This window comes from Pseudoalteromonas sp. A22 (genome assembly GCF_018141345.1).
GTDB lineage: Bacteria > Pseudomonadota > Gammaproteobacteria > Enterobacterales > Alteromonadaceae > Pseudoalteromonas > Pseudoalteromonas maricaloris.
This window is the reverse complement of the sequence record NZ_CP047238.1, coordinates 493,839-517,424: the sequence shown is the minus strand read 5'-3', so window position 1 is coordinate 517,424 and position 23,586 is coordinate 493,839. Positions and strand designations below refer to the sequence as shown.

Sequence of the window (23,586 nt, the reverse complement as noted above, 5' to 3'; positions counted from 1 at the left end):
TCCATCATTACAAGTCCATCTCCGTCATAGATTTATCACTTAGCGCAGCACTCAAATCTCGATCGCTCACAATATCACTGACTTTCTCTACATTTGGAGTTTGCACCTCCACCGAAATAGCATCATGAGCTTGTTTTAGCGCTTCTATACACTCAGCAAGCTCTGCAATACAGGCGTGCTCAAAGATGTCGCCAATGGTCAATTTAATATTGAAAGCTCGGTTGAGTCTCGATACCAACTGCATACCAATCACCGAATTGCCGCCGCTATCCACAAAACGTGCTGTGACGCCCAACTGCTCAACAGGGAGTAGCGAGATATAGTGCTGGTGCAGCTGCTTTTCTGTTTCAGTGCGAGGAGCCAACGTGCATATTTCTGATACTTGCTCGGCAGCAGGCATTGGTAGTGCTTTTCGGTCGCGCTTACCATTTGGTGTCATCGGCCATTGACTTAACCAAACAAAATGCTCAGGCACCATATAACTTGGTAACCATTCACCGAGCGCTTGGCGCAGCCGAGGCGAAGACCACTCGGTTGATAGCTCACCATCATCAATCATATAACCACACAGACATGGGCCAGTTTCTAGTGTTTGCACGCAAACATCGACTTCACTAGTATTGAGTATCCGCCCCAAATGATGGCTAATATCGCCAAGCTCTATACGATGACCATGGAGTTTAATTTGATTATCTAAGCGTCCTTTTACTTCAAAGCGGCCATCAGCTAAACGCCTCGCTTTGTCTCCCGTCTTGTATAAGCGGCGGCTAATGGAAGCTGTAAATTGATGATTGATAAAACGCTGCTCGGTCAGCTCCGCTTGATGTAAATAACCCATAGCAACACCACTGCCACCAATGTATAACTCACCCCATACGCCATCGGGTAAAGGCAACCCTTCACCATGACACTCGGTTGGGAGCACAAATAAGCTGGTATTTTGTATTGCTTTACCAATGGTTACCTCTGCGGCATTGTCGATATGTGCCACCGCCGACCAAATCGTGGTTTCGGTTGGCCCGTATAAGTTATAAACAGCTTTGCTGTGACTAAGTAACTGCGTGGCCAGTGCCTGAGGTAAAGGCTCACCGCCACTCCATACTTTTATGCCAGAAGTGCATGCTGGCGCCGCATTTAACACTAATTGCCATAGCGTTGGCGTTGCCTGCATCACCGTGATCTGCTGCTGTTCAATAAGCGCGCCAAGCACAGCAGGATCGCTAATACTTTCATCACTTGCCAGCACCACAGACGCACCAACTAGTAACGGCCCAAACAACTCTAGCAAGGCAATATCAAACGCTACCGTGGTAATGGCCAATAAGCGGTCATCTGTCACCAGCCCCGGCTCACGACACATAGACGCAAGCAAATTAGCAAATGCCCCGTGATTGACTTCAACGCCTTTGGGTAACCCCGTGGAACCAGAGGTATAAATCACGTATGCACGCTGCTGAGCTTGAATTAGTAAGCTTGGGCTGCGAGTCGAACTTTTGGCAATGTCTTCGGCATCACTATCCATACAGACTCGTTTGAAACGACCGTGATTGAATAACGCAGACTCTGCACTGCTGGCATCACACAGCACAACACTCACTTTGGCATCCTCTAAGATATGCGCGATGCGCTCATCGGGGAACGTTAAATCAAGCGGTAAAAATGCCGCTCCAGCTTTCATCACCGCCATGAGTGCTACCAACAGCTCCGCCCGGCGTGGTAATGCCACCGCCACGATACTATTGGGCGTTACCTGCTGCTTCATCAAGTAGTGAGCGAGCTGGTTAACACGCGCATCTAGCGCCTCATAACTGAGACTCACATCATCCGTTACCAGTGCCGTACGTGCACTGCAACGCGACACATTGTGCTGCCAAGTTTCAACAAAACTCGTCGCGACCTTAACCGATTTCTCTTGCTGTAGCGGTAACTCAACCAATCGATACACATCATCACTACTTTGTATCAACTCATTTTGAGCCCCTATCGGTGTGTTGCCTTGAACCTGCGACAGCAAATGGACAAACTTAGCCACATACTGGGTCATTAATTCAGTATCAAATTTCGCCGTGTGATATTCCACTAACAGTGACCACTGCCCCGCAACACAGGTCATATTTGTCGTCAGTTCAAATTGGCCAAATTTAGCTACACTTGGCTGCACTTCAACTTCTAGCCCATTAAAACTCGGCAAAGTGGTGACTTTATCTAGATTAAACAAAGTGCTAGGTAGAATTAGCTGATCATCGGCAAGCCTTGCATACGGATGAGTTTGGTGATCAAAGGCATCAAGTAAGGTGTTTTGTACCCGCTGTACCAGCTCACCGATAGTGCTAAGGCCTGCTATATCCACCACAATGGGTAAGATATTGGTGCAATAACCCAGTAAGGCTTGGTCGAGTAACTCAGGCTCAAACTGCGATGCCAGTCGTTGCCTATCTGATACCGGCACTCCTACACTTATCACAGTCTGGCCGCTTAACTTGTGTAGCCACAAGCAATACAGTGCAAGCATTGTCGCGAATTGCCCACAACGCAAAGATTGAGCAAGGGTCTCAGTATTTCGGATTGCACTCGATGAAATGGGTAATGTGAGCTGATTAACTTGATATGAAGCCACGCTCACCGTCGTTGATTTTGGCAGCGCAAGTGGTGTCGAACTCGCTAAGCACTGATGCCAAAAAGCTTGGTTTTTTGCAGCTTCTGGTGAATGCGAATATGCCTGCAAGCTATCAACGTAGTGACTAAAGGAGACAACTCGGCTTGCCACCTCATTTTGTTTTACATCTTGATTGTAGCGCTCAGCGATTGCTGCCAGCACCATTTGTAGTGAAAGCCCATCGCAGATCACATGATGGGCCACAACACTTAGATAGTGCTGCGCTTTGCCATCACTCAACAGCGTCACTCTACAAAGTGAGTCTTTTGCAAAGTCAAACGGTTGATAACGCAGTGCGGATAGTCGCGCGTGTAATGCTGCTTGGTCTTCTTCGTTCAATGGCTCAACATGCAACTCGGCTTGTTCCACTCGGCAATATTGCATTAAGCGGTCACTATCGACACCAAAACGCAAGATTGGGAAGTCGCGGCAGACCGCGCTAACGGCTTGCTTCAGCCGCACTAAATCGAGCTTACCTGAGAGCTTTAATATCGCTTGTAATTGATATGCACTCGCCCCTTCGCTAGAGGTCAACGCCATCGCTAATAGCTGCTGCTGGCTATGACTAAGTGGAAATGCAGCATCGTCATCACTTGGGCTCACTTCACCAAAATAACCCGCACGTTTTAAGCTAAGTACACTAGCTTCAACTGCGTTTATCACCGCTGCAATGTCTTCATCTGTATGGGCGGCGCTGAAAAAGCAGTTTCGTCCTTCCCAGATAAATACACCGCGCTCTAGCATTTCATAAAAGAACACATCAAGATTTTGCGAAAAGCGAAAACGGAATAATGATGCAAACGCTTCTATTCGAATGGGTACGTCATGGGTTTCAAAAAACGCATTGAGATGTGCTTTAAATGCCGCGGTTTTGTCGTTGATCCCTTGTTGTAACGCTGGACCTTGCGACTTAATAGCTTGCAACACCGCTTTGGCGCTCGCCATGGTCATTGGATGTTTGCAGAAAGTCCCGGCAAAGAAGGTAGTATCGGTCAAAGGGTAGGAATCATCTCCGTATTGCCAATTTCCTCCGTCAATGGCATCGAGATAGGTAGCGGCCCCCGCGACCACACCGATAGGCATACCACCACCGACGATTTTGCCGTAGGTTGCCATATCGGCCTTAACGCCGAGTAATCCTTGAACGCCACCTGGATGCGCTCTAAAGCCAGTGATCATTTCGTCAAAAATAAGGGCAATACCATGTGCTTCAGTGAGCGTACGTAGTTTACGTAAAAACGCCCAAGGCTGATTTTCAGGATGACGGCTTTGCACCGGCTCAACAATCACCGCGGCAATATGTTGTGCCTCTCGGGTAATAACCTCTAGTGCTTCATCATCACCATAAGGTAAAACAAGATTATCGGCGATTGCGCCATAACGCACTCCAGCGCACATTGCCTCTACGCCTTGCTCTGGCGACTCAGTTGCTAAAGTACCATCATAGTGACCATGGTACGCACCTGAGAACTGAACAATTTTATCGCGCTTGGTCACCGTTCTTGCCAAGCGTAGCGCCGTCATGACCGCCTCTGTACCAGAGTTACAAAACGATGCTCGCTCAAGCCCCGTCAGCTCACAGATAAGTGCAGCGACCTCGGGCGCATCAGGACTTGCAAGTCCAAGTTGCATCCCGGATTCAAGCTGTTGCGCCAGCGCTGCTTTGATAAAATCAGGATTATGACCAAATAAGTTAGTACCAAAGTCCATGGTGATATCAATATAGCGATTATCATCGATATCCCAGATATATGCGCCCTCACAGCGCTTAGAGAACACCGGATAAAGTAGCTCTTTGCTCGACAGTCTAAAACCTGCCGATGCTCGGCAATCCGCAAGGCGTGCACGATATTCGCTCACTAGCGCTTTTGAACTGTGCGTTTTCGCAATGTAAGAGTCACTCAATGCAGCAAGATGTTGACGCATGGCTGGGCTGCTATTGGCACGCTGCACTTGTTTTTGCTGTGCGCCTGGTAATACAGATTGAGCGCTGCTTGGCTGGGGTTTTGATACCAAGGTTGCTGTCGAGGTGACAGCACTGCTTTCAACTTTCACGCCCTGTATATGGCGTAACTGCTGCCCCACCACAGCTTCTAACGCGGCTCTCGCTTCAGCGTTAGTCACTGTGCTTGCCGCCTGCAATTGCGCCTGATAGACAGCGATAAGCGTGTGGTTGTCAGCCTCTACTGCACTCCCTTTTGGCGTATCAGTCGTTATCGATAGAGGTGATGGCAAACTGCCAGCTTGCTGAGGACCTTGCGGTACTTTGAGATAGTCACTATGGCTTTGAATATAGGCCACTAACTTATCGACATCGCTGAGCTCTTGATAAAATTGACGAACACTAAACTCTAAACCGAATTCCCGCTCATATACTCTAACGGCCTGCATGATCATCAACGAATCAACCCCCATTTCTAGCAAAGGGAGGTTGGTTTGGATAGCATCAGCGGGCATCGACAAGAGTCCCGCTAGGGTATTGAGCACAAAGCTGTGAATTTGTGCATCACGGTCACTCGCTTCGACCACTGCCTGTGCTTCGGGCTGTGATTGTTCAGTACCAAAAATCCAGTATGAGCTGCAATCAAATGGATATTGCGGCAAGCTCGCTCTAACGCTCGGGCGATTGCCATACACCTGTTGCCATTCGAGCGCCCCGCCTAAGTCGAGGTATGTGCCCAAACACTCGGCGAACCTCTTGCTGTCATCGCCTTTGGGGTGCAATACATGAGCATAATTGAGCGCTTTGTTATTGCTGTTTTCTTGTAGTAAGCCACTCAAAATAGGTTTGGGACCAAGCTCAATCGCGAAGCCATGCTCTAGTGACTCAAGCGCAGTTACACAGTCAACAAAGCGAACCGGTGCCATAATTTGCTCAACCCAATACTCAGCTGTTGCAATGCGTGCGGTCTCTACTTGCCCCGTCATGGACGAAACAAAAGGCAGCCGAGGCTGTTGAAATCTAACCTGTTCAGCGACTTTCCTAAAGGCGTCTAACATGGGGTTCATCAGTGGAGAATGGAAAGCGTTTGCCGTATGCAGCGCTTTTACTTTAATTTGCTGTGCTGCAAGCACATCACTGAGGGCTGTGATTGCTTCATCAGCACCGGAGAATACGACCCCAGCCTCACCATGGAAGGCTGAGATAACCACTTGCCCCTGATACTCGCTCAAGCAATTACGTGCGGCTCTTTCATCACATCTTGCGGCGATCATGCTGCCTTTTATCGCTAATTCATGCATTAGTTGACCACGCGCGGCAATCAACTCAACGCCATCACGAAGCGAGAACACACCCGCAATACAAGCCGCTGCATACTCACCAACGCTATGACTGAGCAGCTGAGATGGCTTTACTCCATAATGCATCAATAAGTTTGCCAAACTGTATTCGACGGCAAACAAACTCACTTGCGTCCAACGGGTTTGTGCGAGTAGTTCACTATGCTTTTCATCGAATAACACATCCAACAGGCGTGCTCCAAAGCGCTCGCCAACCAAACTGTCAATGTCATCTAAGTGCCTGCGAAACACTGAGTGGTGTTGATATAAAGAGTGAGCCATCAAGGGGTATTGCGAACCTTGTCCGGTGAACAAAAACGCAACTTCTGGAGCAGCATTTGCCGAGGACTGTTCGGCAATAATCGGAATATTCAGTTGCGAAATCAGTGCTTCTCTGCTCGCGCCACTAAACGTTTTATGCACACCTTTAAGCGGCACTTGCTCGGCATTTTGTGCGCAGAAGTCATCAAATGCTTGAGGAGTCAAACTCGACAATCGTTCACTATAGTGACCAGCAAGTTTCTGCAATGCAGCTTTCGATTTAGCAGCGAGAGGCAATAGATAAAACGAAGGCGGTGTTACTTCAGCTTGCGCGTCGGGTTTAGGCGCAGGCGCTTGTGCGCAGATCACATGCGCATTAGTACCACCAAAACCAAAAGAGCTTAATCCAGCGGCTCTTATTCCCCCATGTTCTGCAGGCCATGTCTGCATGCTTTGCGGCACCATAAACGGGAGCTTTTGCCATGGAATATGTGGATTTAACACCTCACTATAACGCTGCGCAGGAATTTGCCCATGCTGTAAACACAGTAGCGTTTTGATAAGCCCTGCAATACCCGCACCGGACTCAAGGTGACCAATATTCGCTTTTACCGCACCGAGAATAACCGGATCATGGCGACTATGGTGTTCTCCATACGTGCGGTTTAATGCTGTGATTTCGATAGGATCGCCAAGCTCCGTACCCGTGCCATGGGTTTCCACATAGTGAATATCTCCCGCCAGCATCTTGGCATTACCAAGGGCGGCATTGATCACAGCCTGTTGCGCGGCACTATTCGGCGCGGTAATGCCATTGCTGCGGCCGTCTTGATTAATTGCACTGCCTTTGAGTACACCAACAATCGGGTCGTTGTCTGCCATGGCTTGTTGTAGCGGCTTTAGCATCACCACCCCAACTCCTTCACTTCGCACATAGCCATCCGCTGCCTGTGAAAAGGTTTTACAATGGCCGTCAGCTGCCAACATTTGTGCGTTTTCACAGGCCTTAGTCACATCATCGCTCAGAATTAGATTAACGCCCGCCACCAATGCCGCGTTCGTTTCTCCATTTCTTAGTGCTTGAATTGCATGATGAAGTGCCACCAGCGATGACGAGCACGCCGTATCAATCGCCACACTCGGGCCGGTAAAATTAAAACTATAAGAAATGCGGTTTGCAGCAATGCTCAGCGCAGTGCCCGTGCCTAAATACGCGGTACTTTTTTGCTGTTGTTGCGACAATAAAAAGTAGTCATTTTGCGATATACCAACATACACGCCAATATCGCTACCAGCGAGTGTGGCGGGTTGGTAGCCAGCGTGCTGTATGGCGTAATAAGCCGTTTGAAGCAATAATCTATGCTGTGGGTCGATATGCTTAGCTTCGAGTGGCGAGATACAGAATAATGCAGCGTCAAACTCATCGACATTCTCTAAATAGCCACCGAGTCGGTCAGCTTCAAGGTTAGGGCAAAGCTGCTGACGCTTAGGATCTGGCGCGGTGATCCCATCGCCCTGCTGGCATAACAGCTGCCAAAATGCATTGAGTCCATTTGCTGAAGGATAACGACAGGCCATGCCAATCACTGCAATATCTGTATCCGCAATATCTTCAGTTCGGCGAGAGGCTTGCGTCTTATTCGCTTGCTCAGTGGCGCCTTTCGACTCGTTAAGCTCTGTCTGCCCTATAGCTTGAGTAAGCGTACTAAACTGACTTAAATACAGGGCTAGTTCGCGAATTGAGGGATATTCGTAAAGTACCGTAGGCTCAAGATCTAGCTCGTGTACTTCCATTAATTCCCCTGAGATCCGTACCGCTTTCATCGAATCCACACCTAATGCCAAGAATGGCGCGTCGATATCCAAACTACGCGCGGGCTTATCTATTTCTTGTGCGACTAAATCTTGTAATAACCGCTGAATTTGCTGTAGTGACGACGAGGACGATGGCGCCTCAGCTTGTTGTGGCGTAGCTTCTTCACGGGCGTGCGCAATGACTTCAAAGTTATCGGCTAAATAACTGCGCTTATTCTCTTGGCGCTGAATTTTACCGCTCGATGTTTTATGAATGCGACCGGGTTTTATCAATACGATGTCATAAGGCGTAATGCCGTGGTGCTCAACGATCGCAGCGGTGATCTGCTGTAATACCTGCTCAGCATTTAACTTTCTTAGTGCAGTACGCTTTACTTGTTGCACGATAACCAAACGCTCTTCATCGCCATTGGAAGCTACCGAAAACGCCGCACCGCCATTTTGCTCTAAGCTATCGCTTGCTTCTGTAACCGTAAGTTCTATATCTTGCGGGTAGTAGTTTTTACCGCGGAAGATAAGCACGTCTTTGGCGCGTCCTGTAACGAACAATTCCCCACGCTGGATAAAGCCTAAATCACCAGTACGGAGATAAGCCCGCTCGTCAGCACCTTTAATTCTGGCATGAAACGTAGCCTCGGTTGCCGCTTGGTTATTCCAATACCCCTTTGCTACACTTGGGCCAGTTACCCAAATTTCTCCGGTTTCACCATCATTGCAGGCTTCAAAAGACTCAGGGTTAACAATCGCAATGCAATGCTCGCCCCAACTCACGCCAGAAGATACGGCGTAATAAGGCTGCTGTTCATCAGCCACATCTAACGCATAAAACGCATCTACTGTATCTTCATCTGCGACTCGTTCGGCTTTACCCTGTTGTAGCTTGGTCGCATCAATACGTAATATCCTTGGCTTTTCTAGAAGACGTCCACCAGTTGCAAATAAGGTGGTTTCTGCCATGCCGTAACAAGGTGCGATACTCTCTCTTTGTAAGCCACACACTTTAAACTTTTGATAAAAACGCTCTAACGTGCTGGCACGCACTGGTTCTGCGCCATTTAATGCCGAGCGCCAATGGGACAAATCTAAGTCTTTAAGATCTTCATCTTTGACGGTGTCCACACACAGGTCATAGGCAAAGTTTGGCGCACTTGACGTTAATGCTTTGGTTTGTGAAAGCAGTTTTAGCCAACGTAGTGGTTTTTGCAGGAAATAAGCCGGATTCATCAGTGCCGCTGTCGCACCGATGTAGATTGGGTGCATAATGCCAAAAATCAGTCCCATATCATGGAAATGAGGCAACCAACTTACAATCGAAGAGTTGCTATCGTGACCAAACGCTTCTTTCATTAGCGCCTGATTATCAAGAATATTGTCGTGGGTTACCATTACGCCTTTAGGTGTGCCCGTCGAGCCTGAGGTATATTGCAAAAATGCCAGTTGCTCACCAAGGAGTTGTGCACGAGGCCACTGTTGAGTGGTCGATTTAAGTGTAATGTTATCGGTAGTAAATAGTGCTAACTGCGCTAGACTTGGCTCAGAATCAAGCAATGGCTTGGCGATTTCATTGATCTTTTCACTGGTAAGCGCACCTCTGGCACCTGCGTCTTCGATGATGGCACGCAGACGATCAACATTTTGATTCTTTTTAGGGGGATAAACCGGTACCGCAATTATCCCTGCGTATAAACAAGCAAAAAAAGCTTCAATAAATTCAAATCCAGAGTTGTACAGTAATAATGCTCTGTCACCCGGTTCAAAATATTCACTCAATGTCTCAGCAATAGAGGCTGCACGCTCATGCAGTTCTTGGTAGGTAATGGTTTTACTTGGTAATGCCTCATCGTAAAAATACTGATAGGCAATATCTTGAGATCGAGTACGCGCTAAACCCGCGAGTATAGTAACAATATTTGTATTCATGCCATCCCCATAACTTGGTTGGGATTCCTTTGGCAACAGCGCGAGCAGTATCAATTTGGCTTGCGACAGTTAACCATCAGTAACGTTGTAAAAAACCAATCAATTACTTAACCGCAACAAACACAGTACCCACTTAAGTAGGAGAACGTTTGTAGGGTATATCTATAAAGGTTAACTAACCGCTAAAACCGCGAGCCAAGTTAATCAACAGCACCTTTTGCTATTTGCTTGCAGCATACATACAACATTGCTGTAATCACTCACTGTCACTTTAACGCTTGAATATGGCAACTTTTTTACCATCCTTATACGCGAGGGTGACGACATCAAAGTCTCAAATAGAGTTATAAAAAAGACCATACTGAAGCTGGTAAATCACACACAATTTGTGTGGCTTCACATCAACGACTCATGATCTGTACTGAAAAAGGCTAGCACAAGAAACTGATAAATAAACCGCTTTATTAACAAAAAAGTAAATTTATCCATTACACAAGATTACACCGAACCATTTTTACGAATTTTTTATTAGATAGTAATAGGAAAGTCAGAACGGTTTGTTTGTTTATTGAACAAACCTCTGTTTTAGAAACACTTTTGGTAAAACTCAGAAATACAATTTAGTCTGATATCGAGGTAACGAAAATAAAACCAGTGCAAGTTTTATATTTATTTGCACTGGTCTTACAGCATCAAACTATTACTTTTATAACGTACTTAATATTACTTTAGCGAAGGCGAGGTAGTGAACGGCTTCACTCCAATCGCTTGGTAAATTTCAGCAGGCTTAAACGCTTGCTCTCCTTTGATCACCAATGTCGCTTTTTGCAGTGCCGTAATATCCTTAAGTGGATCGCCGTCGATCAATACTAGATCTGCCACTTTACCCTTGGCAATTGAGCCGGTTTGATGTGCAACGCCCATCAATTTGGCACTTTCTAGCGTTGCCATATTCAGCACATCAGCCGCAGGAATGCCCGCATCAACGTAAAGCGCTAGCTCACGGATCAAGGTAAAGCCTGCAATATTATCCGTTCCAGGTACCATTGGAACACCAGCATCATAGAGCTTTTTCAGCATTTTTTGCATCGCTTCACCCGACTCTTGGTAGCTCAGTTTAAACTGTTCATCAACATGCATCTCAGCCCCTTTTAAACCGCGAGCGAATGCAATTGGCATATGCTCTGAAATAGCAGCAAATTCCGGATTGATCTTTTGATCTTCTGCCATCAATAAACTTCTGAATGTAGATACGGTAGGATCTACAACGATGCGCTTATCACTTAGTAGCTTAATGAATGCATTCATCTCTGGACTATCAAGTGATAAGCCTGAGGCTTGCTCTCCCATCAGTGAAAACCGTTTTTGTGTTCTGGTATCCACTTCTTCACCAGCAAGGAAATTAAGGAACAGCATATTAATGTGCTGAATCTCATCGTAGCCATTTGCAATGGCTTGCTCTGCCGTCATAAACGCAGGCACGTGACCGCTAAGTCTCAATCCACGGCTATGCGCACGCTCAGAAATAGGCTTTACCCAGTTCGGATCGATAGAAGAATATAGCTTTACTTGAACATAGCCATTATCAGCAAAGAAATCGACCGTCTCGAGCGCTTCTTCCAATGACTTCACACTTAAGCCCGCTGAGTTTTCGCTGTATTTATCCATAAAGCCAGCACGGTACACTCGAGAGCCCAGCACCTGATTGGTGTTAAAGAGCGCTTCAATTTCCATAATATTGTCGTGCTCGTTACCCATGTCCCTAACGCTGGTAACACCGTTCGCAATATTTAAAATACCGTTCTCTTTTGATAAATGACCGTGCATATCCCAAAGCCCAGGGATCAAGGTTTTCCCTTTTCCATCAAGGCTAACCACGCCATTTTGCTTTTTAATATGTTTAGCGATTTCGACAATCTTGCCATCTTTAATCAATACATCATGGTTTTTCAGCAGTTTTTTCTGCTCACCATCAAAGACAGCAACATTTTCAATAAGTAATGCAGGGACATCATGTGTCAGCTTGCTTGCGAGGTTTTCTAAATGCTGCTGTTCGGCTTGTTTTTGGATAGCCTCAAGTTCTTCGAACTGTGCTTTGGTGTAGCCGTCGCGCAAGACATACATTGGCCCCCAACTTTGTGCGAAGTAGTTACCATCGTCGTCATACCATGCAAAATTAGGAGTAAGACTAAGGCCACTCGTTACTAATAGATGAACGGTTTGCTCCCCTAACTTCATCGTTTTCATTTTTTCGATAAGCATTTTGCCTTGAGGGTAAACATCTAATTCGTATTTATTATTTTTTAGAACATAACGCATCGTCGCGTTATCTAGTGCAAGGTGGTTATTAGACGGTACGTAGAAATCGAGTGTCGCATCAGCCTTAATGCCTGATTCATTGACACTTTTCCACTGCGCAATGCCTCTGTTATAGCTAAACGTTTCGTCAATTGTGGAGCCAAAAGCAGAACGTCCTTTAAGACTAAAATTGATGGGTAGTCCTTTTTCATTCAACTTTAAGGTTTCATCAATTAAGATCCGACGATTGTTCCAGCCAAACTCAATTTTGGCTTTATAGTTTTGCTCGTCGATTTTTTCTTGGGTTAGTGTGCCTGCTAAGCCCTTTTCTGAGTAAACATTATTGGTAATGGTGTCAGCAAATACCACCCAACTTTGGGTAGTTAAAAGCGCCGCAACGAGTGTCGACAAGGCACTTCGCTTTGTTATTATTTTTGTCATGTTCTTGTTCCTTACATTTCCGTTTAACAACAATGATATTACATCAAGATAACAAAAAGCGAAGCGCTTTAACTGTTACAATTCGTGTTGATTTCACCACTCAATCAGGCTTTTAGTAACCTGCTGCTTGGCCATCTTTCCTTGTTTCGGATGCACCATAGTACACTCCAGTTTTACCATCGCGCATAATCGCTTGATAACCGCCATAGGGACCAACTGCTTGTTGTAATTTATGACCCTTTTTTATCAGCTCTCTACGGGTTTCCATGGAAAAACCAGACTCGAGACTAACATACCCTCCATCAGTCATGATTTCACCGGTTGGTTGCGATGAACCACTATGCAAAATTCGAGGTGCATCGCCCGCTTCTTGTAGATTCATACCAAAATCAATCATGTTAATGAGGATCTGCGCATGCATTTGTGGTTGAGTCGCGCCTCCCATCACGCCATAACTCATCCATGGTTTACCATCTTTAGTGACAAAGGCAGGAATAATGGTGTGAAAAGGTCTTTTTCCCGGCGCATAACCGTTGTAATGATTTTTATCTAACGCAAACAGCTCGCCTCTATTTTGTAATACAAAGCCAAGCTTAGCTGGAGTCATACCTGAGCCCATACCACGGAAATTACTTTGGATCAGCGACACCATATTCCCTTCTTTATCGGCAGTCGTAAGATAAATGGTATCCCCTTCTACAGGCCCTGCATGATCGCGTTTAGCTGCTTTATTTGGATCAATCAATGCACGCCTTTTGTCAGCATATGCTTGCGAAATAAGCGTCGCGACGGGTATCTCATTAAAGTCTGGATCGGCGTAGTATTTTGCCCTATCTGCAAAGGCAAGTTTTTTTGCTTCAACAAAGGTGTGAATATACTCTGGGCTGTCGAATCCCATTGCCTTGATATCATAGCCTTCTAAAATATTGAGAATTTGCTGGGCGGCAATGCCCTGACCATTAGGAGGTAGTTCCCATAACGTGTAGCCGCGATAATCAGCACTTACGGGGTCAACCCACTCACTGTGGTGCTCAGCCAAGTCTTGGTAACTTAAGTATCCACCATTGGCTTTCATGTAACGGTCAATTTCTTTAGCAATTTCGCCTTTATAAAAGGCATCGCGGCCTTTTTCTGCAAGTAACTCATAGGTATTAGCGAGTGCCGGATTCTTAAATATCTCTCCTTTTTTAGGCATTTCCCCCTCTGGCATAAACACTTCTTTAAATCCGGAATATTGCTCACGGGCCGACACCGAGCGCTGCATATAATAAGCAATCAACTCAGAAACTGGAAAGCCGCTTCTAGCGTAGTCGATGCTGGGTTGAAGTAACTGTTTCATTGGCAGTTTGCCAAATTTGTTGTGCAGTTCAAACCAACCATCGACCGCACCGGGCACAGAAACGGGAAGCGGTCCATAGCTTGGAATTGTATCGCCTTGCTGCTGTAACTTTGCTAGCGAAAGGCTTTTTGGTGAACGCCCTGAAGCATTGAGACCAAATAACTTTTGTTGCTTCGCGTCCCACACAATCGCAAATAAGTCGCCACCAATACCGCAACCTGTAGGCTCCACTAAGCCAAGCATGGCATTGGCTGCAATTGCAGCATCTATGGCGCTTCCGCCTTGCTTCAATACCTCTATTGCGACTTGGGTTGCCAGTGGTTGAGAAGTTGCCGCCATGCCCTGAGTTGCAATCACCTCAGAGCGGCTAGCAAACGCTTTTCCGGTGATCCTGTCATAAGCGAGAGCCGCTGAGCTTATTGATGCACAAAGCATACTAACCAGCGTGCATTTAACTACCTTATTCATTATTTTCTCTTTTGTTGTTTTCTTTTTAACCAATATAAAAAGCCAAATTGCTTACAGCAATTCATTTGCGGTCAAAGCGAAAGAAAACGAGATTGGACCTAATGCGAAAACTCAACAATCCATTGCCATAGCACTCGCTCTACCACGAGAATATTCGCCCAAATTTGATACAGGTTTTTGCAGCTGGACTACACTAGTGATGGATCACTCTGCAGAAAAAAGTAAACGCGTAAGAGCAAGAACCACAGCCTGGGTAATCGCATTGAAATGAAAATCCTAATCGGGATTGAGGTAATTGAATTGGTTATTTATGAGTAATCGGGTTATTTCTATAAATTTAAAACAAACGCTGACTTGGGGCACGGTACTCTGTGGCTTGGTGATCTCGTCTCTTATTATCTACATTTCATATGTTAGCCAACGAGACATGCTGCTCGAAAGCTATGAGACCAAACTAAGACAAAATTTAACTCATTTAGGTAAACATCTTTTTACTGAGTTTGTGGAGGGCAACAATAATCAAGTTAGCCTGACTCTCGAGGATTATTATTCTGACAGTAAATATAAAGCACTCTTCCTTATTCAAGGAGAAACGCTCATCAACGAAACCCAACACTCAGCGATTGGACTACAAGTATTTAATCAAGTTATCAGTCAGGCGCAAGCGACAGCAACATTACGGACACTTGATCTCACTGTAGCATTTGACCCTAATCAGCAGCACTTTCTCGCAGCCATTCCCATTTCACCTAAAGTGCCCGTCGCTGAGTCCGCTGATGTAGTTAGGCTGATTGCTATTTATGACGTAAGCACCGTTTTTCTTTCGTTAAAGCAACAATTGATAACGAAGGCGAGTATTTTAGCGGTGTTTTTGATACTCATCATTATTGCGCTACTAAGCTTTACCCATTACTTCATTCATAAACCAATCAAAAGACTGATCCAAGTAGGCGATGCATTATCCACAAAGTCTTTGAGCAGTAGAGCCGACATCGTGGGACATGGCGAGCTTGGAGTCCTTGCTAAGCAATTCAATGTCATGGCACAAACGTTAGAGAAAAACTGGCAACAACAATTACAAAGCACTCAGGAATTACAGCGCCGTCACGCTCTTATTAATAGTGTTTTTGAGGCTTTACCGGATATTTTCTTTATAATCAATACGGACGGTACCATCTTAGAATGCCATACCGGAAAATCAGACGACTTGTATATGTCGCCAGAGCAGTTTATCAACAAGAAAATGGCGGAGGTACTGCCCTCCCACGCAGCTAAACAATTTAGCCAAGCCATCAAGTCTGCCAATCAGCGCCACCAATTAACCCAAATAGAATATCCACTGACAATTGCTGATCAAGCAAAGCTATTCGAAGCTCGGTTATCTCCTATTCCAGGAACAGATCAACTAGTAATCGCAGTGCGCGATATCACCGAGAAAAAGCGTCAAGAAGAAGTCATTTTACATCACGCTTTTTATGATTCATTGACCGATTTACCAAATCGCTTTTTAGCGATGGAGCGGCTAGCACAGCAACTGTTTGATGCGGAACGCAACGATGAGCTTGCGGTAGTGTTTTTTATTGATTTAGATGATTTTAAAAGGATCAATGATTCACTCGGTCACGAAACGGGGGATCAAATTCTCATCGCTTCAGGAGAAAGGCTCAAGCAATCGCTACGTGAGCAAGATACCGTGTCACGGCTTAGTGGTGATGAGTTTATTGTGTTGATGGGAGGGTTTAAGCACACTGCAGACATTACCTCTGTTGCCGATATGCTCATCAAACTTTTTCACCATCCCATTATTGTCGACGATAAAGATTTTAATATTTCAGTCAGTATAGGTGTTGCTATCTATCCTTTAGACGCGAACTCCCCCAAGAGTTACTTAGCTGCGCTGATACCGCAATGTACAATGCCAAAAGTAATGGTCGCAACAACTACTGTCTATTTAATCAGAAGATGAGTCAACAGTTATCTCGGCGCATTGAAATTGAGGAAGCATTGCGCGTAGCACTGAATGAAAACGAGTTAGAAGTGTTTTACCAACCGCAATTTTATATTGAAGACAGTGATGTATTTGGTGCGGAAGCTTTACTCCGCTGGCACAGTAAAACACTGGGTAATGTCTCTCCTGCGGAGTTTATTCCCGTCGCAGAACAAAGCGGTTTGATCATCGACATCGGATTGTTTGTGCTCTCAACTGCTATTAACCAAGCACACCAATGGCAGCAACACTTAGACTTCGACATCCGTATCGCAATCAATTTATCACCTAGGCAGTTTAAAGATCCTAACCTATTGAAACAGATAGAGCTATTAGTAAAAGACATCCCGATTGCCAATCGCTTTATCGAGTTGGAGATCACTGAAGGCGTACTGATCTCAGGACAGGCACAGGTAAAACAGACCTTAACCCAATTACATCAGTTAGGGTTTAAATTATCTTTGGATGATTTTGGTACGGGCTATTCGTCACTGAACTATCTCCGTCATTACCCCTTTGATTTACTCAAAATCGACCGCAGTTTTATCAGCGATATGCTCGCCACTCACGAGTCTAAAGCGTTAGTTAAAACCATTATTGCCATGGCGCATAATTTATCGATGAAGGTAGTCGCCGAAGGCGTGGAGACGCTGGAGCAATTACGTTTATTGCAGCAGCTGGAATGTGACTTTGGTCAAGGATATTTGATCAGCAAGCCGCTTTCTGCTGCACAGTTTGAAACCTTTTACCATACTAAGATCGAACCAGTTAAACGCTCTTCTTAGCAAGAAAAATAAAGTGTAAAAGCAACATCGCGCCCGAATATCCACTTGAGATAATAAATCAGGGTAAACACAAGACTAATAAAAATAATATGTTAGTATTGCAAGGCAGTGTAAGGATTTTGAATCATGAATATAGAGTTACTAGTTAGCAAAGCCAAGCAAGTATGTGACAACCGTGGTGCACGATTTACTCCTATTAGAGAAAAAGTATTTAGACTACTCGCCTCTAAACAAGGTGGCGTTGGCGCATACGACTTACTTGAAGAGCTCAAGTTGACGGAAGCGGCTGCAAAACCCGCTACCGTATATCGTGCCTTAGACTTTCTTTCTGAGTTGGGTTTTATCCATAAAATTGAAAGTACGAATGCGTTTATGCTTTGCCACCACTTCGACCACACACATCCAGTGCAGTTACTGATCTGTGATAGTTGCGGTAACGTTCAAGAGTTACACTCAAACACGATTTCGCATGAACTGAACAACCTAGCTGCTGAGACTGGATTTGTAGTTACAGAGCAAACCATCGAGGCTCATGGCCGTTGCGAAAAATGTAAAGATTAAGTGCAGTGAGCAAAAAAGCCCACTACACTTATCACTAAGAGCGACACTAATTTATTAAAAATGCGTAAGGGAAAGTCCATATGAATGTAGAGTTCATCAACCCCTTTTTATCATCTCTAATCAATGTATTGGCTACAATGGCGCAAACTGAATTGACGCCGGGTAAGCCAAAAGTGAAGAAAGACGAAGTCGCACAAGGTGATGTATCGGGTCTGATTGGCATGGTTGGTCCACAGACAAAAGGGTCATTTTCGATCACCTTTGAAGAGAACCTAGCGCTAACCATTATGGAGCGTATGCTTGGAGAGCGCCCAGATTCCATAAATGAAGACGTCACTGATATGGTTGGTGAAATCACCAACATGGTCACTGGCGGTGCTAAAAACCTGCTCGGCGAAAAAGGCTACGAGTTTGATATGGCAACACCGGTTGTTGTTTCAGGCCCTGGCCATACCATCACCCATAAATGTGATGGCCCTAAACTTATTATGCCATTCACCTCTCCTGACGGTAATGCCAATATCGAAGTCAGCTTCGACAAACTCGCCTAACAGCTAAAAACACACGTTACTTTATGAGTTGGACTCAAAAACAAATTACCTTGAAGCCTCGAAAACGAGGCTTTCACTTGGTAGACGACGAGATTATCTCTCAGCTTCCTGAATTACATGACTATCATATAGGGCTGCTGCACCTGTTTATACAACACACCTCAGCCAGCCTAACAATTAACGAAAATGCCGACCCTACGGTACGTATGGATATGGAAAGCCACTTTAATCATTTTGTACCACAGAGGCAAAGCTACTACCGCCATGACTATGAGGGCGATGACGATATGCCAGCACATATCAAATCCAGCACCTTAGGATGTGAAGTAACCATTCCCATTTCTGAGGGCCGCTTACATTTAGGCACTTGGCAAGGTATTTATCTCGGTGAGCATCGTGACCGTGGTGGTGCAAGACGCGTTATCGCAACGCTTCAAGGTGACAGAAAAGGCTAGGCGCTGAGCGCTTAGCCTTCGATGTATTCGTAGCTTACTCTTGGGGTGACGTTACACAGCAACTCATACGGAATAGTATCTGCACATTGTGCTATTTCTTCTACGGGCAGGTTTGGTCCCCACATTTCTACTTCGTCACCAACTTGAATGCCATTAGGATTATCACCAATATTCACACTGATCATATCCATAGACACGGTGCCGACTATGCCATAACGCTGGTTACCAATAACCACAGGTGTGCCAATTTTAGCGTGTCTGGGGTAACCGTCTCCATAGCCGACACCAATAACGGCAAGATAGGTGTCCTGTTCACATTGCCAACGTCCGCCATAACCTACCGCCTGATGCGCTCTCACTCGCTTGATGGCGATAACTTTAGTGGTCAAGCGCATGACAGGCTTTAAACCGTGTTGCTGGCCAACACGCGCAAGCATAGGTGAAACACCATAAAGCATTAGGCCCGGACGGATCCAGTCGCCATGAGATTCTGGCCAACCTATGATCCCCGCGGAGTTTGCCAAACACAATGGTGCGTGACTTTGGCCAACTAAAGACTTAAATAGCACTTGCTGTACTTCGGTTTTATTGTCTTTGATATCATCGGCACAAGCAAAGTGTGTCATTAAGTGGATTTTATCAGCAACATTTTTTGAGCGCTTAAGGCGAGCATAAAACGCTTCAAACTCTTCAGGCTCAACGCCGAGACGATGCATACCGGTATCTACTTTTAGCCACACTGTGAGCGGTGCATCTAAATTAGCACGCTCAATGGCTTCAAGCTGAGAAATGTCATGCACTATGGTTTGCAAATTATTGGCAAGTAAAATAGGTAAATCAGAAGGATGAAAAAAACCTTCTAACAAGACAATTGGTTTAGTGATGCCACCTGTTCTAAGCGCAAGTGCTTCATCAACTCTCGCCACAGCGAATGCATCTGCATCTTGCAAATGCTGAGCTATTTTAACCAAACCATGACCATAAGCATTGGCCTTAAGTACCGCCATAATCTTACTTTTTGGCGCCAGTTTTTGCGTTAGCTGTAGGTTTTCTCTCAGCGCGGTTAAATCGATTTCAGCACTCGCTAGTCGCATTTCACTACTCAATTGACAGTTAATATTCGTCGTCCATTGCTGGACCCGCATAGTTATCGAATCGAGAGTATTGACCTTGGAAGGTTAACCTAACCTTACCGATCGGGCCGTTACGTTGCTTACCTATAATGATTTCGGCCGTGCCTTTGTCTGGACTATCATCGTTGTAAACTTCATCACGATAAATAAACATGATTAAGTCGGCATCCTGCTCGATAGAGCCTGATTCACGTAAGTCAGAGTTTACTGGGCGTTTATCTGCACGTTGTTCTAGCGTACGGTTAAGCTGAGAAAGCGCGATAACTGGACACTGCAGCTCTTTGGCTAGTGCCTTTAATGAACGAGAAATTTCAGCAATCTCAAGCGTACGGTTGTCCGAAAGGCTCGGTACGCGCATGAGCTGCAAGTAGTCCACCATGATCATGCTGATCCCTCCGTGATCGCGCGCAATTCGTCTCGCGCGTGAACGCACATCTGTTGGCGTAAGACCGGATGCATCATCTATGTACATCTTGCCCTTTTCCATCAGTAAGCCCATGGTGGATGACAAACGTGCCCAATCGTCATCATCTAATTGACCGGTACGTACCTTGGTTTGGTTGATACGGCCGAGTGAGGCGAGCATCCTCATCATGATCTGTTCTGAAGGCATCTCTAGCGAGTAGATCAGTACCGGCTTATCTTGCGTCATCGCAGCATGCTCAGCCAAGTTCATCGCAAATGTGGTTTTACCCATCGACGGACGCGCTGCAACAATGATCAAGTCAGAAGGCTGTAGTCCTGCTGTCATCTTGTCTAAGTCGCCGTAGCCTGTACTTACCCCGGTAACACCATCTTGTGGAGATTGGTAAAGTTCTTCAATTTTATCAACGGTTTTCTCTAGGATGCTGTGAATACTTTGCGGACCTTCAGTGCTTTTAGTGCGCTGCTCAGCAATCTTAAATACCTTGCTCTCAGCTAAATCTAACAGCTCATGACTATCTCGTCCCTCAGGATTAAAGCCAGCCTCTGCTATTTCATTCGCCACACCAATCATTTCGCGAACAACCGCACGTTCACGTACGATACTCGCGTATGCATCAATGTTTGCAGCACTTGGCGTGTTTTTAGCAATCTCAGCAAGATAGGAGAAACCACCTATGGTTTCTAACTGATTGTTCTTTTCTAGATTCTCAGAAATCGTGATTAAGTCGATAGGTTGACTAAGCTCTACCAGCTTTTCCATCGCTTCAAAGATCAGCTTATGGGTTCTGGTATAAAAGTCATGAGACACCACCAATTCCGCAACACGGTCGAAGGCTTCATTATCTAGCATCAAGCCACCGAGCACAGATTGCTCAGCTTCAATTGAGTGCGGTGGAACTTTTAAGGTATCGACTTGTATATCTGGTTTAGCCATATCACAACATTGAGAAATTGAGGGCCCTCTATTGTATCTGGTCTACCCATAAGTGCAAATAACAAAAGGCCAGAGTTTGGGGGAAACTCTGGCCTTTTGCTGTTCTTGCAGGTCTATTGCTTCACTAGTTACGCTTTAGCTCAATATTGCCGCTAACGGTATCGATTTCCACATCTGCATTACCACCGTTAAGCACAAACTCAAGTGAACGAGCCGGGCCATATTTGGCTTTTTTAACTTGATCTGAACTTAGCTCATTGGTGATATGGCCACCTGAATGCGCGTTGATTTCAAACCTTGCCGATACATCTGTAGGGAAATAAAGCTCAATATCGCCACTAACGCTGTCCATATTTATATTGGCGTTGTCCAGTAACTTTGCTGCATATACTGCTATTTCGCCGTTAACGGTAGATAAGCGTAAGTCTTTTAACTCTGCCATCTTCAACTCGACTTCGCCATTGACGTTTTCTAAGCGCAGCTCGGTTGCGGTGGTTTGCGTTTTTATTTCGCCATTAACAGCGTTAAACCTTAGCTTACCGCTCGAAGCGATATCTTCAATGTCCCCATTGACGGTTTCAAACTGAATATTGCCATCTAAGTCACGACTATCAATATCACCATTTACCGTTTCTAATGCAATTTTACCGCTGATTTTACTCGCTTTAATATTACCGTTGACCGTTTTGATACGGGCGCCCGCAGTTAAATCAGCAGCTTCAACGTCAACTACTACCCCTTCAAAATTTAATTCACTGCTACGAGGCATGTAAATGGTGAGTTTTGAGCCATCACCACCGCCCCAACTTTTATAGCGTCTTGGCATCTTCACGATAAACTCGGTTACCTCACCAGAGGTTTCTAGTTTATAACCCTCGGCTTTATCGTCTAACTCGCCAGTCACTTTAAAAACGTTTTTATCCCATGTTTTTATCGTTACGTCACCGCGCTGATTCTCGATGACAACTTTACCATTTGCAGGAACCGACAGTTCTTTATCGATAGATTCTCCAGCGAACACCATCGCAGGTAGCGCCGCTAGTCCAATAATTAATGCTTTCATCCTAATTCTCCTAAATTTGTTGCCAACGAGGTTGGTGAACCTTATTGATTAAGTCGAGTTGCTGCTGATAAACCTGAGCTAACATTTTTAACAGCGCAGCGTTCTCAGGATCTTGCTTTAAAGACAACTTAATCGCTTGTTCCGCCTGCTCGAGCTCTTGCAATTGTGTCTGCCAATCAGAAGTCAGCGCTGGCTGCGTTTCATATTGAACCAGTAAAGACTGCTTTTGCTGCTCAAAAAAAGCGCTAATATTAGCCAGTGAGTCTTGCTTGGGCTGATTCATAATGACTTGCCAAGCAAGTAAGCCCGCAATAGTACACGCCGCAATACCAGATAACTTTTGCCAATTATTTTGCTTTGGCGGCTGTATCGGTTGTGCTTGATTGATTGCACGCTCAACGCCTTGCCACAAGTCACGTTGTGGCTTTGGCTGCGACTGTTCGTCATTCAGTGCGGTATGCATAAATTCATCAAAAGATGGTTTAGTCATTGTTGTACCACTCCTGTAATAAGTTACGTGCTCGGTGATATTGCGATTTACTCGACCCTACGGCCATGTTTAACATATTGGCAATTTCCTCGTGGCGATACCCTTCGACAGCATGTAATACGAAGACCAACCTGGCACGTTCCGGCAATCTGACAATGAGTTTATCTAGGCCATTTAGCTCTCCTAGCTGCTCAGCTCCTTGCTCATCCAGTCCGGATTGTTCAAAGCTTACGACCTTTTGTAACCAGTTTTTTTGCTTTCTAAGATAGCTGATAGCAATATTACTGGTCACACTATGAAGCCAAGTCGTAAATTGTGATTGCCCTTTAAATTGGTCTATCTTTTGCCACAGTTGCACAAAAACTTCCTGACATGCATCTTCTGCATGGGCGGGCTCAGCGAGCAATCTAAGACATAATGCGTATACGCGACGGTGATGTTGCTCAAATAGTTCGCGAAATGCACCTTGGTCCCCTTGCTGGCACCTAGCCACTAGCGCATCGGTTTGTTCTTGTGTAAATGCCTCTTTGGCATTAATTATCATGCGTCTGTTCCTTTGGGTTGATTCCTTCATCTTCGCATATCGAATGGAACAAACAAAGTCACCAACGCTCAATTGCCAATTTCTACTTTTTTATAAAGTACTTATTTAGACGCGGGCAAAATCGGAAATGGTTTAAAAGGGTCGGAAAAAATTTTACTTTTTTTATTTAGCGGCAAA

The 23,586-nt window shown here is 45.3% G+C and carries 13 protein-coding genes; 5 read left to right on the top strand and 8 right to left on the bottom strand.

Annotation, left to right across the window (positions count from 1 at the left end; all coding sequences use genetic code 11):
• Nucleotides 1-7 precede the first annotated feature (7 nt).
• The 3 genes from GSF04_RS07195 to ggt all read right to left on the bottom strand — a co-directional run bounded on the left by GSF04_RS07195 (nt 8) and on the right by ggt (nt 14,480).
• Complete coding sequence (locus tag GSF04_RS07195) at nt 8-9,934, bottom strand: non-ribosomal peptide synthetase/type I polyketide synthase (protein WP_211859134.1); 9,927 nt, start codon at nt 9,932-9,934, stop codon at nt 8-10.
• Nucleotides 9,935-10,657: 723 nt separating this feature from the next.
• Nucleotides 10,658-12,673 carry an amidohydrolase family protein gene (locus GSF04_RS07190; protein ID WP_130126961.1) on the bottom strand — a complete coding sequence of 672 codons (2,016 nt, stop codon included), beginning with the start codon at nt 12,671-12,673 and terminating at the stop codon, nt 10,658-10,660.
• 112 nt (nt 12,674-12,785) lie between these two features.
• Entirely contained in the window at nt 12,786-14,480 is a 1,695-nt protein-coding gene (gene ggt, locus GSF04_RS07185; protein WP_211859133.1) for a gamma-glutamyltransferase, read from the bottom strand.
• 310 nt (nt 14,481-14,790) lie between these two features.
• On the opposite strand from ggt, the gene GSF04_RS23335 reads away from it, so the two are divergent.
• The 5 genes from GSF04_RS23335 to GSF04_RS07165 all read left to right on the top strand — a co-directional run bounded on the left by GSF04_RS23335 (nt 14,791) and on the right by GSF04_RS07165 (nt 18,819).
• A complete protein-coding gene (locus GSF04_RS23335; RefSeq protein ID WP_249122446.1) occupies nt 14,791-16,446 on the top strand; it encodes a diguanylate cyclase in 1,656 nt (551 codons plus the stop codon).
• Complete coding sequence (locus GSF04_RS23330) at nt 16,443-17,252, top strand: EAL domain-containing protein (protein WP_249122445.1); 810 nt, start codon at nt 16,443-16,445, stop codon at nt 17,250-17,252. Before GSF04_RS23335 ends, GSF04_RS23330 begins: the two co-directional genes overlap by 4 nt.
• Before the next feature lie 126 nt (nt 17,253-17,378).
• A complete protein-coding gene (gene zur, locus GSF04_RS07175) occupies nt 17,379-17,813 on the top strand; it encodes a zinc uptake transcriptional repressor Zur (RefSeq protein WP_039494096.1) in 435 nt (144 codons plus the stop codon).
• An 80-nt stretch (nt 17,814-17,893) separates the two neighbouring features.
• A complete protein-coding gene (locus GSF04_RS07170; RefSeq protein ID WP_010607100.1) occupies nt 17,894-18,364 on the top strand; it encodes a chemotaxis protein CheX in 471 nt (156 codons plus the stop codon).
• Nucleotides 18,365-18,387: 23 nt separating this feature from the next.
• Entirely contained in the window at nt 18,388-18,819 is a 432-nt protein-coding gene (locus GSF04_RS07165) for a secondary thiamine-phosphate synthase enzyme YjbQ (RefSeq protein ID WP_211859132.1), read from the top strand.
• An 11-nt stretch (nt 18,820-18,830) separates the two neighbouring features.
• Here the strand turns inward: GSF04_RS07165 and alr are convergent, their stop codons facing one another.
• The 5 genes from alr to GSF04_RS07140 form a co-directional block, all read right to left on the bottom strand.
• Nucleotides 18,831-19,913, bottom strand: a complete 1,083-nt coding sequence (alr, locus tag GSF04_RS07160; protein WP_045987983.1) for an alanine racemase — start codon at nt 19,911-19,913, stop codon at nt 18,831-18,833.
• A 19-nt stretch (nt 19,914-19,932) separates the two neighbouring features.
• Nucleotides 19,933-21,312, bottom strand: a complete 1,380-nt coding sequence (dnaB, locus tag GSF04_RS07155; protein WP_017217222.1) for a replicative DNA helicase — start codon at nt 21,310-21,312, stop codon at nt 19,933-19,935.
• A 124-nt stretch (nt 21,313-21,436) separates the two neighbouring features.
• Nucleotides 21,437-22,375 carry a DUF4097 family beta strand repeat-containing protein gene (locus tag GSF04_RS07150; RefSeq protein WP_211859131.1) on the bottom strand — a complete coding sequence of 313 codons (939 nt, stop codon included), beginning with the start codon at nt 22,373-22,375 and terminating at the stop codon, nt 21,437-21,439.
• Between the two features lie 10 nt (nt 22,376-22,385).
• The gene (locus tag GSF04_RS07145) at nt 22,386-22,865 is read right to left on the bottom strand and encodes a hypothetical protein (protein WP_045987985.1); all 480 of its coding nucleotides are present in this window, start codon (nt 22,863-22,865) and stop codon (nt 22,386-22,388) included.
• Nucleotides 22,858-23,409, bottom strand: coding sequence for an RNA polymerase sigma factor (locus GSF04_RS07140; RefSeq protein WP_010368802.1), 552 nt, complete (start codon nt 23,407-23,409; stop codon nt 22,858-22,860). Before GSF04_RS07140 ends, GSF04_RS07145 begins: the two co-directional genes overlap by 8 nt.
• Between the last annotated feature and the right edge of the window lie 177 nt (nt 23,410-23,586).

What these genes read in the sequence shown, in the direction of transcription:
- GSF04_RS07170 (WP_010607100.1), top strand. Translation starts at nt 17,894, where the DNA reads ATGAATGTAGAGTTCATCAACCCCTTTTTATCATCTCTAATCAATGTA.
- alr (WP_045987983.1), bottom strand. Translation starts at nt 19,913, where the DNA reads ATGCGACTAGCGAGTGCTGAAATCGATTTAACCGCGCTGAGAGAAAAC.
- GSF04_RS07140 (WP_010368802.1), bottom strand. Translation starts at nt 23,409, where the DNA reads ATGATAATTAATGCCAAAGAGGCATTTACACAAGAACAAACCGATGCG.
- GSF04_RS07150 (WP_211859131.1), bottom strand. Translation starts at nt 22,375, where the DNA reads ATGAAAGCATTAATTATTGGACTAGCGGCGCTACCTGCGATGGTGTTC.
- GSF04_RS07165 (WP_211859132.1), top strand. Translation starts at nt 18,388, where the DNA reads ATGAGTTGGACTCAAAAACAAATTACCTTGAAGCCTCGAAAACGAGGC.
- ggt (WP_211859133.1), bottom strand. Translation starts at nt 14,480, where the DNA reads ATGAATAAGGTAGTTAAATGCACGCTGGTTAGTATGCTTTGTGCATCA.
- GSF04_RS07190 (WP_130126961.1), bottom strand. Translation starts at nt 12,673, where the DNA reads ATGACAAAAATAATAACAAAGCGAAGTGCCTTGTCGACACTCGTTGCG.
- GSF04_RS23335 (WP_249122446.1), top strand. Translation starts at nt 14,791, where the DNA reads ATGAGTAATCGGGTTATTTCTATAAATTTAAAACAAACGCTGACTTGG.
- GSF04_RS07195 (WP_211859134.1), bottom strand. Translation starts at nt 9,934, where the DNA reads ATGAATACAAATATTGTTACTATACTCGCGGGTTTAGCGCGTACTCGA.
- GSF04_RS23330 (WP_249122445.1), top strand. Translation starts at nt 16,443, where the DNA reads ATGAGTCAACAGTTATCTCGGCGCATTGAAATTGAGGAAGCATTGCGC.
- zur (WP_039494096.1), top strand. Translation starts at nt 17,379, where the DNA reads ATGAATATAGAGTTACTAGTTAGCAAAGCCAAGCAAGTATGTGACAAC.
- dnaB (WP_017217222.1), bottom strand. Translation starts at nt 21,312, where the DNA reads ATGGCTAAACCAGATATACAAGTCGATACCTTAAAAGTTCCACCGCAC.
- GSF04_RS07145 (WP_045987985.1), bottom strand. Translation starts at nt 22,865, where the DNA reads ATGACTAAACCATCTTTTGATGAATTTATGCATACCGCACTGAATGAC.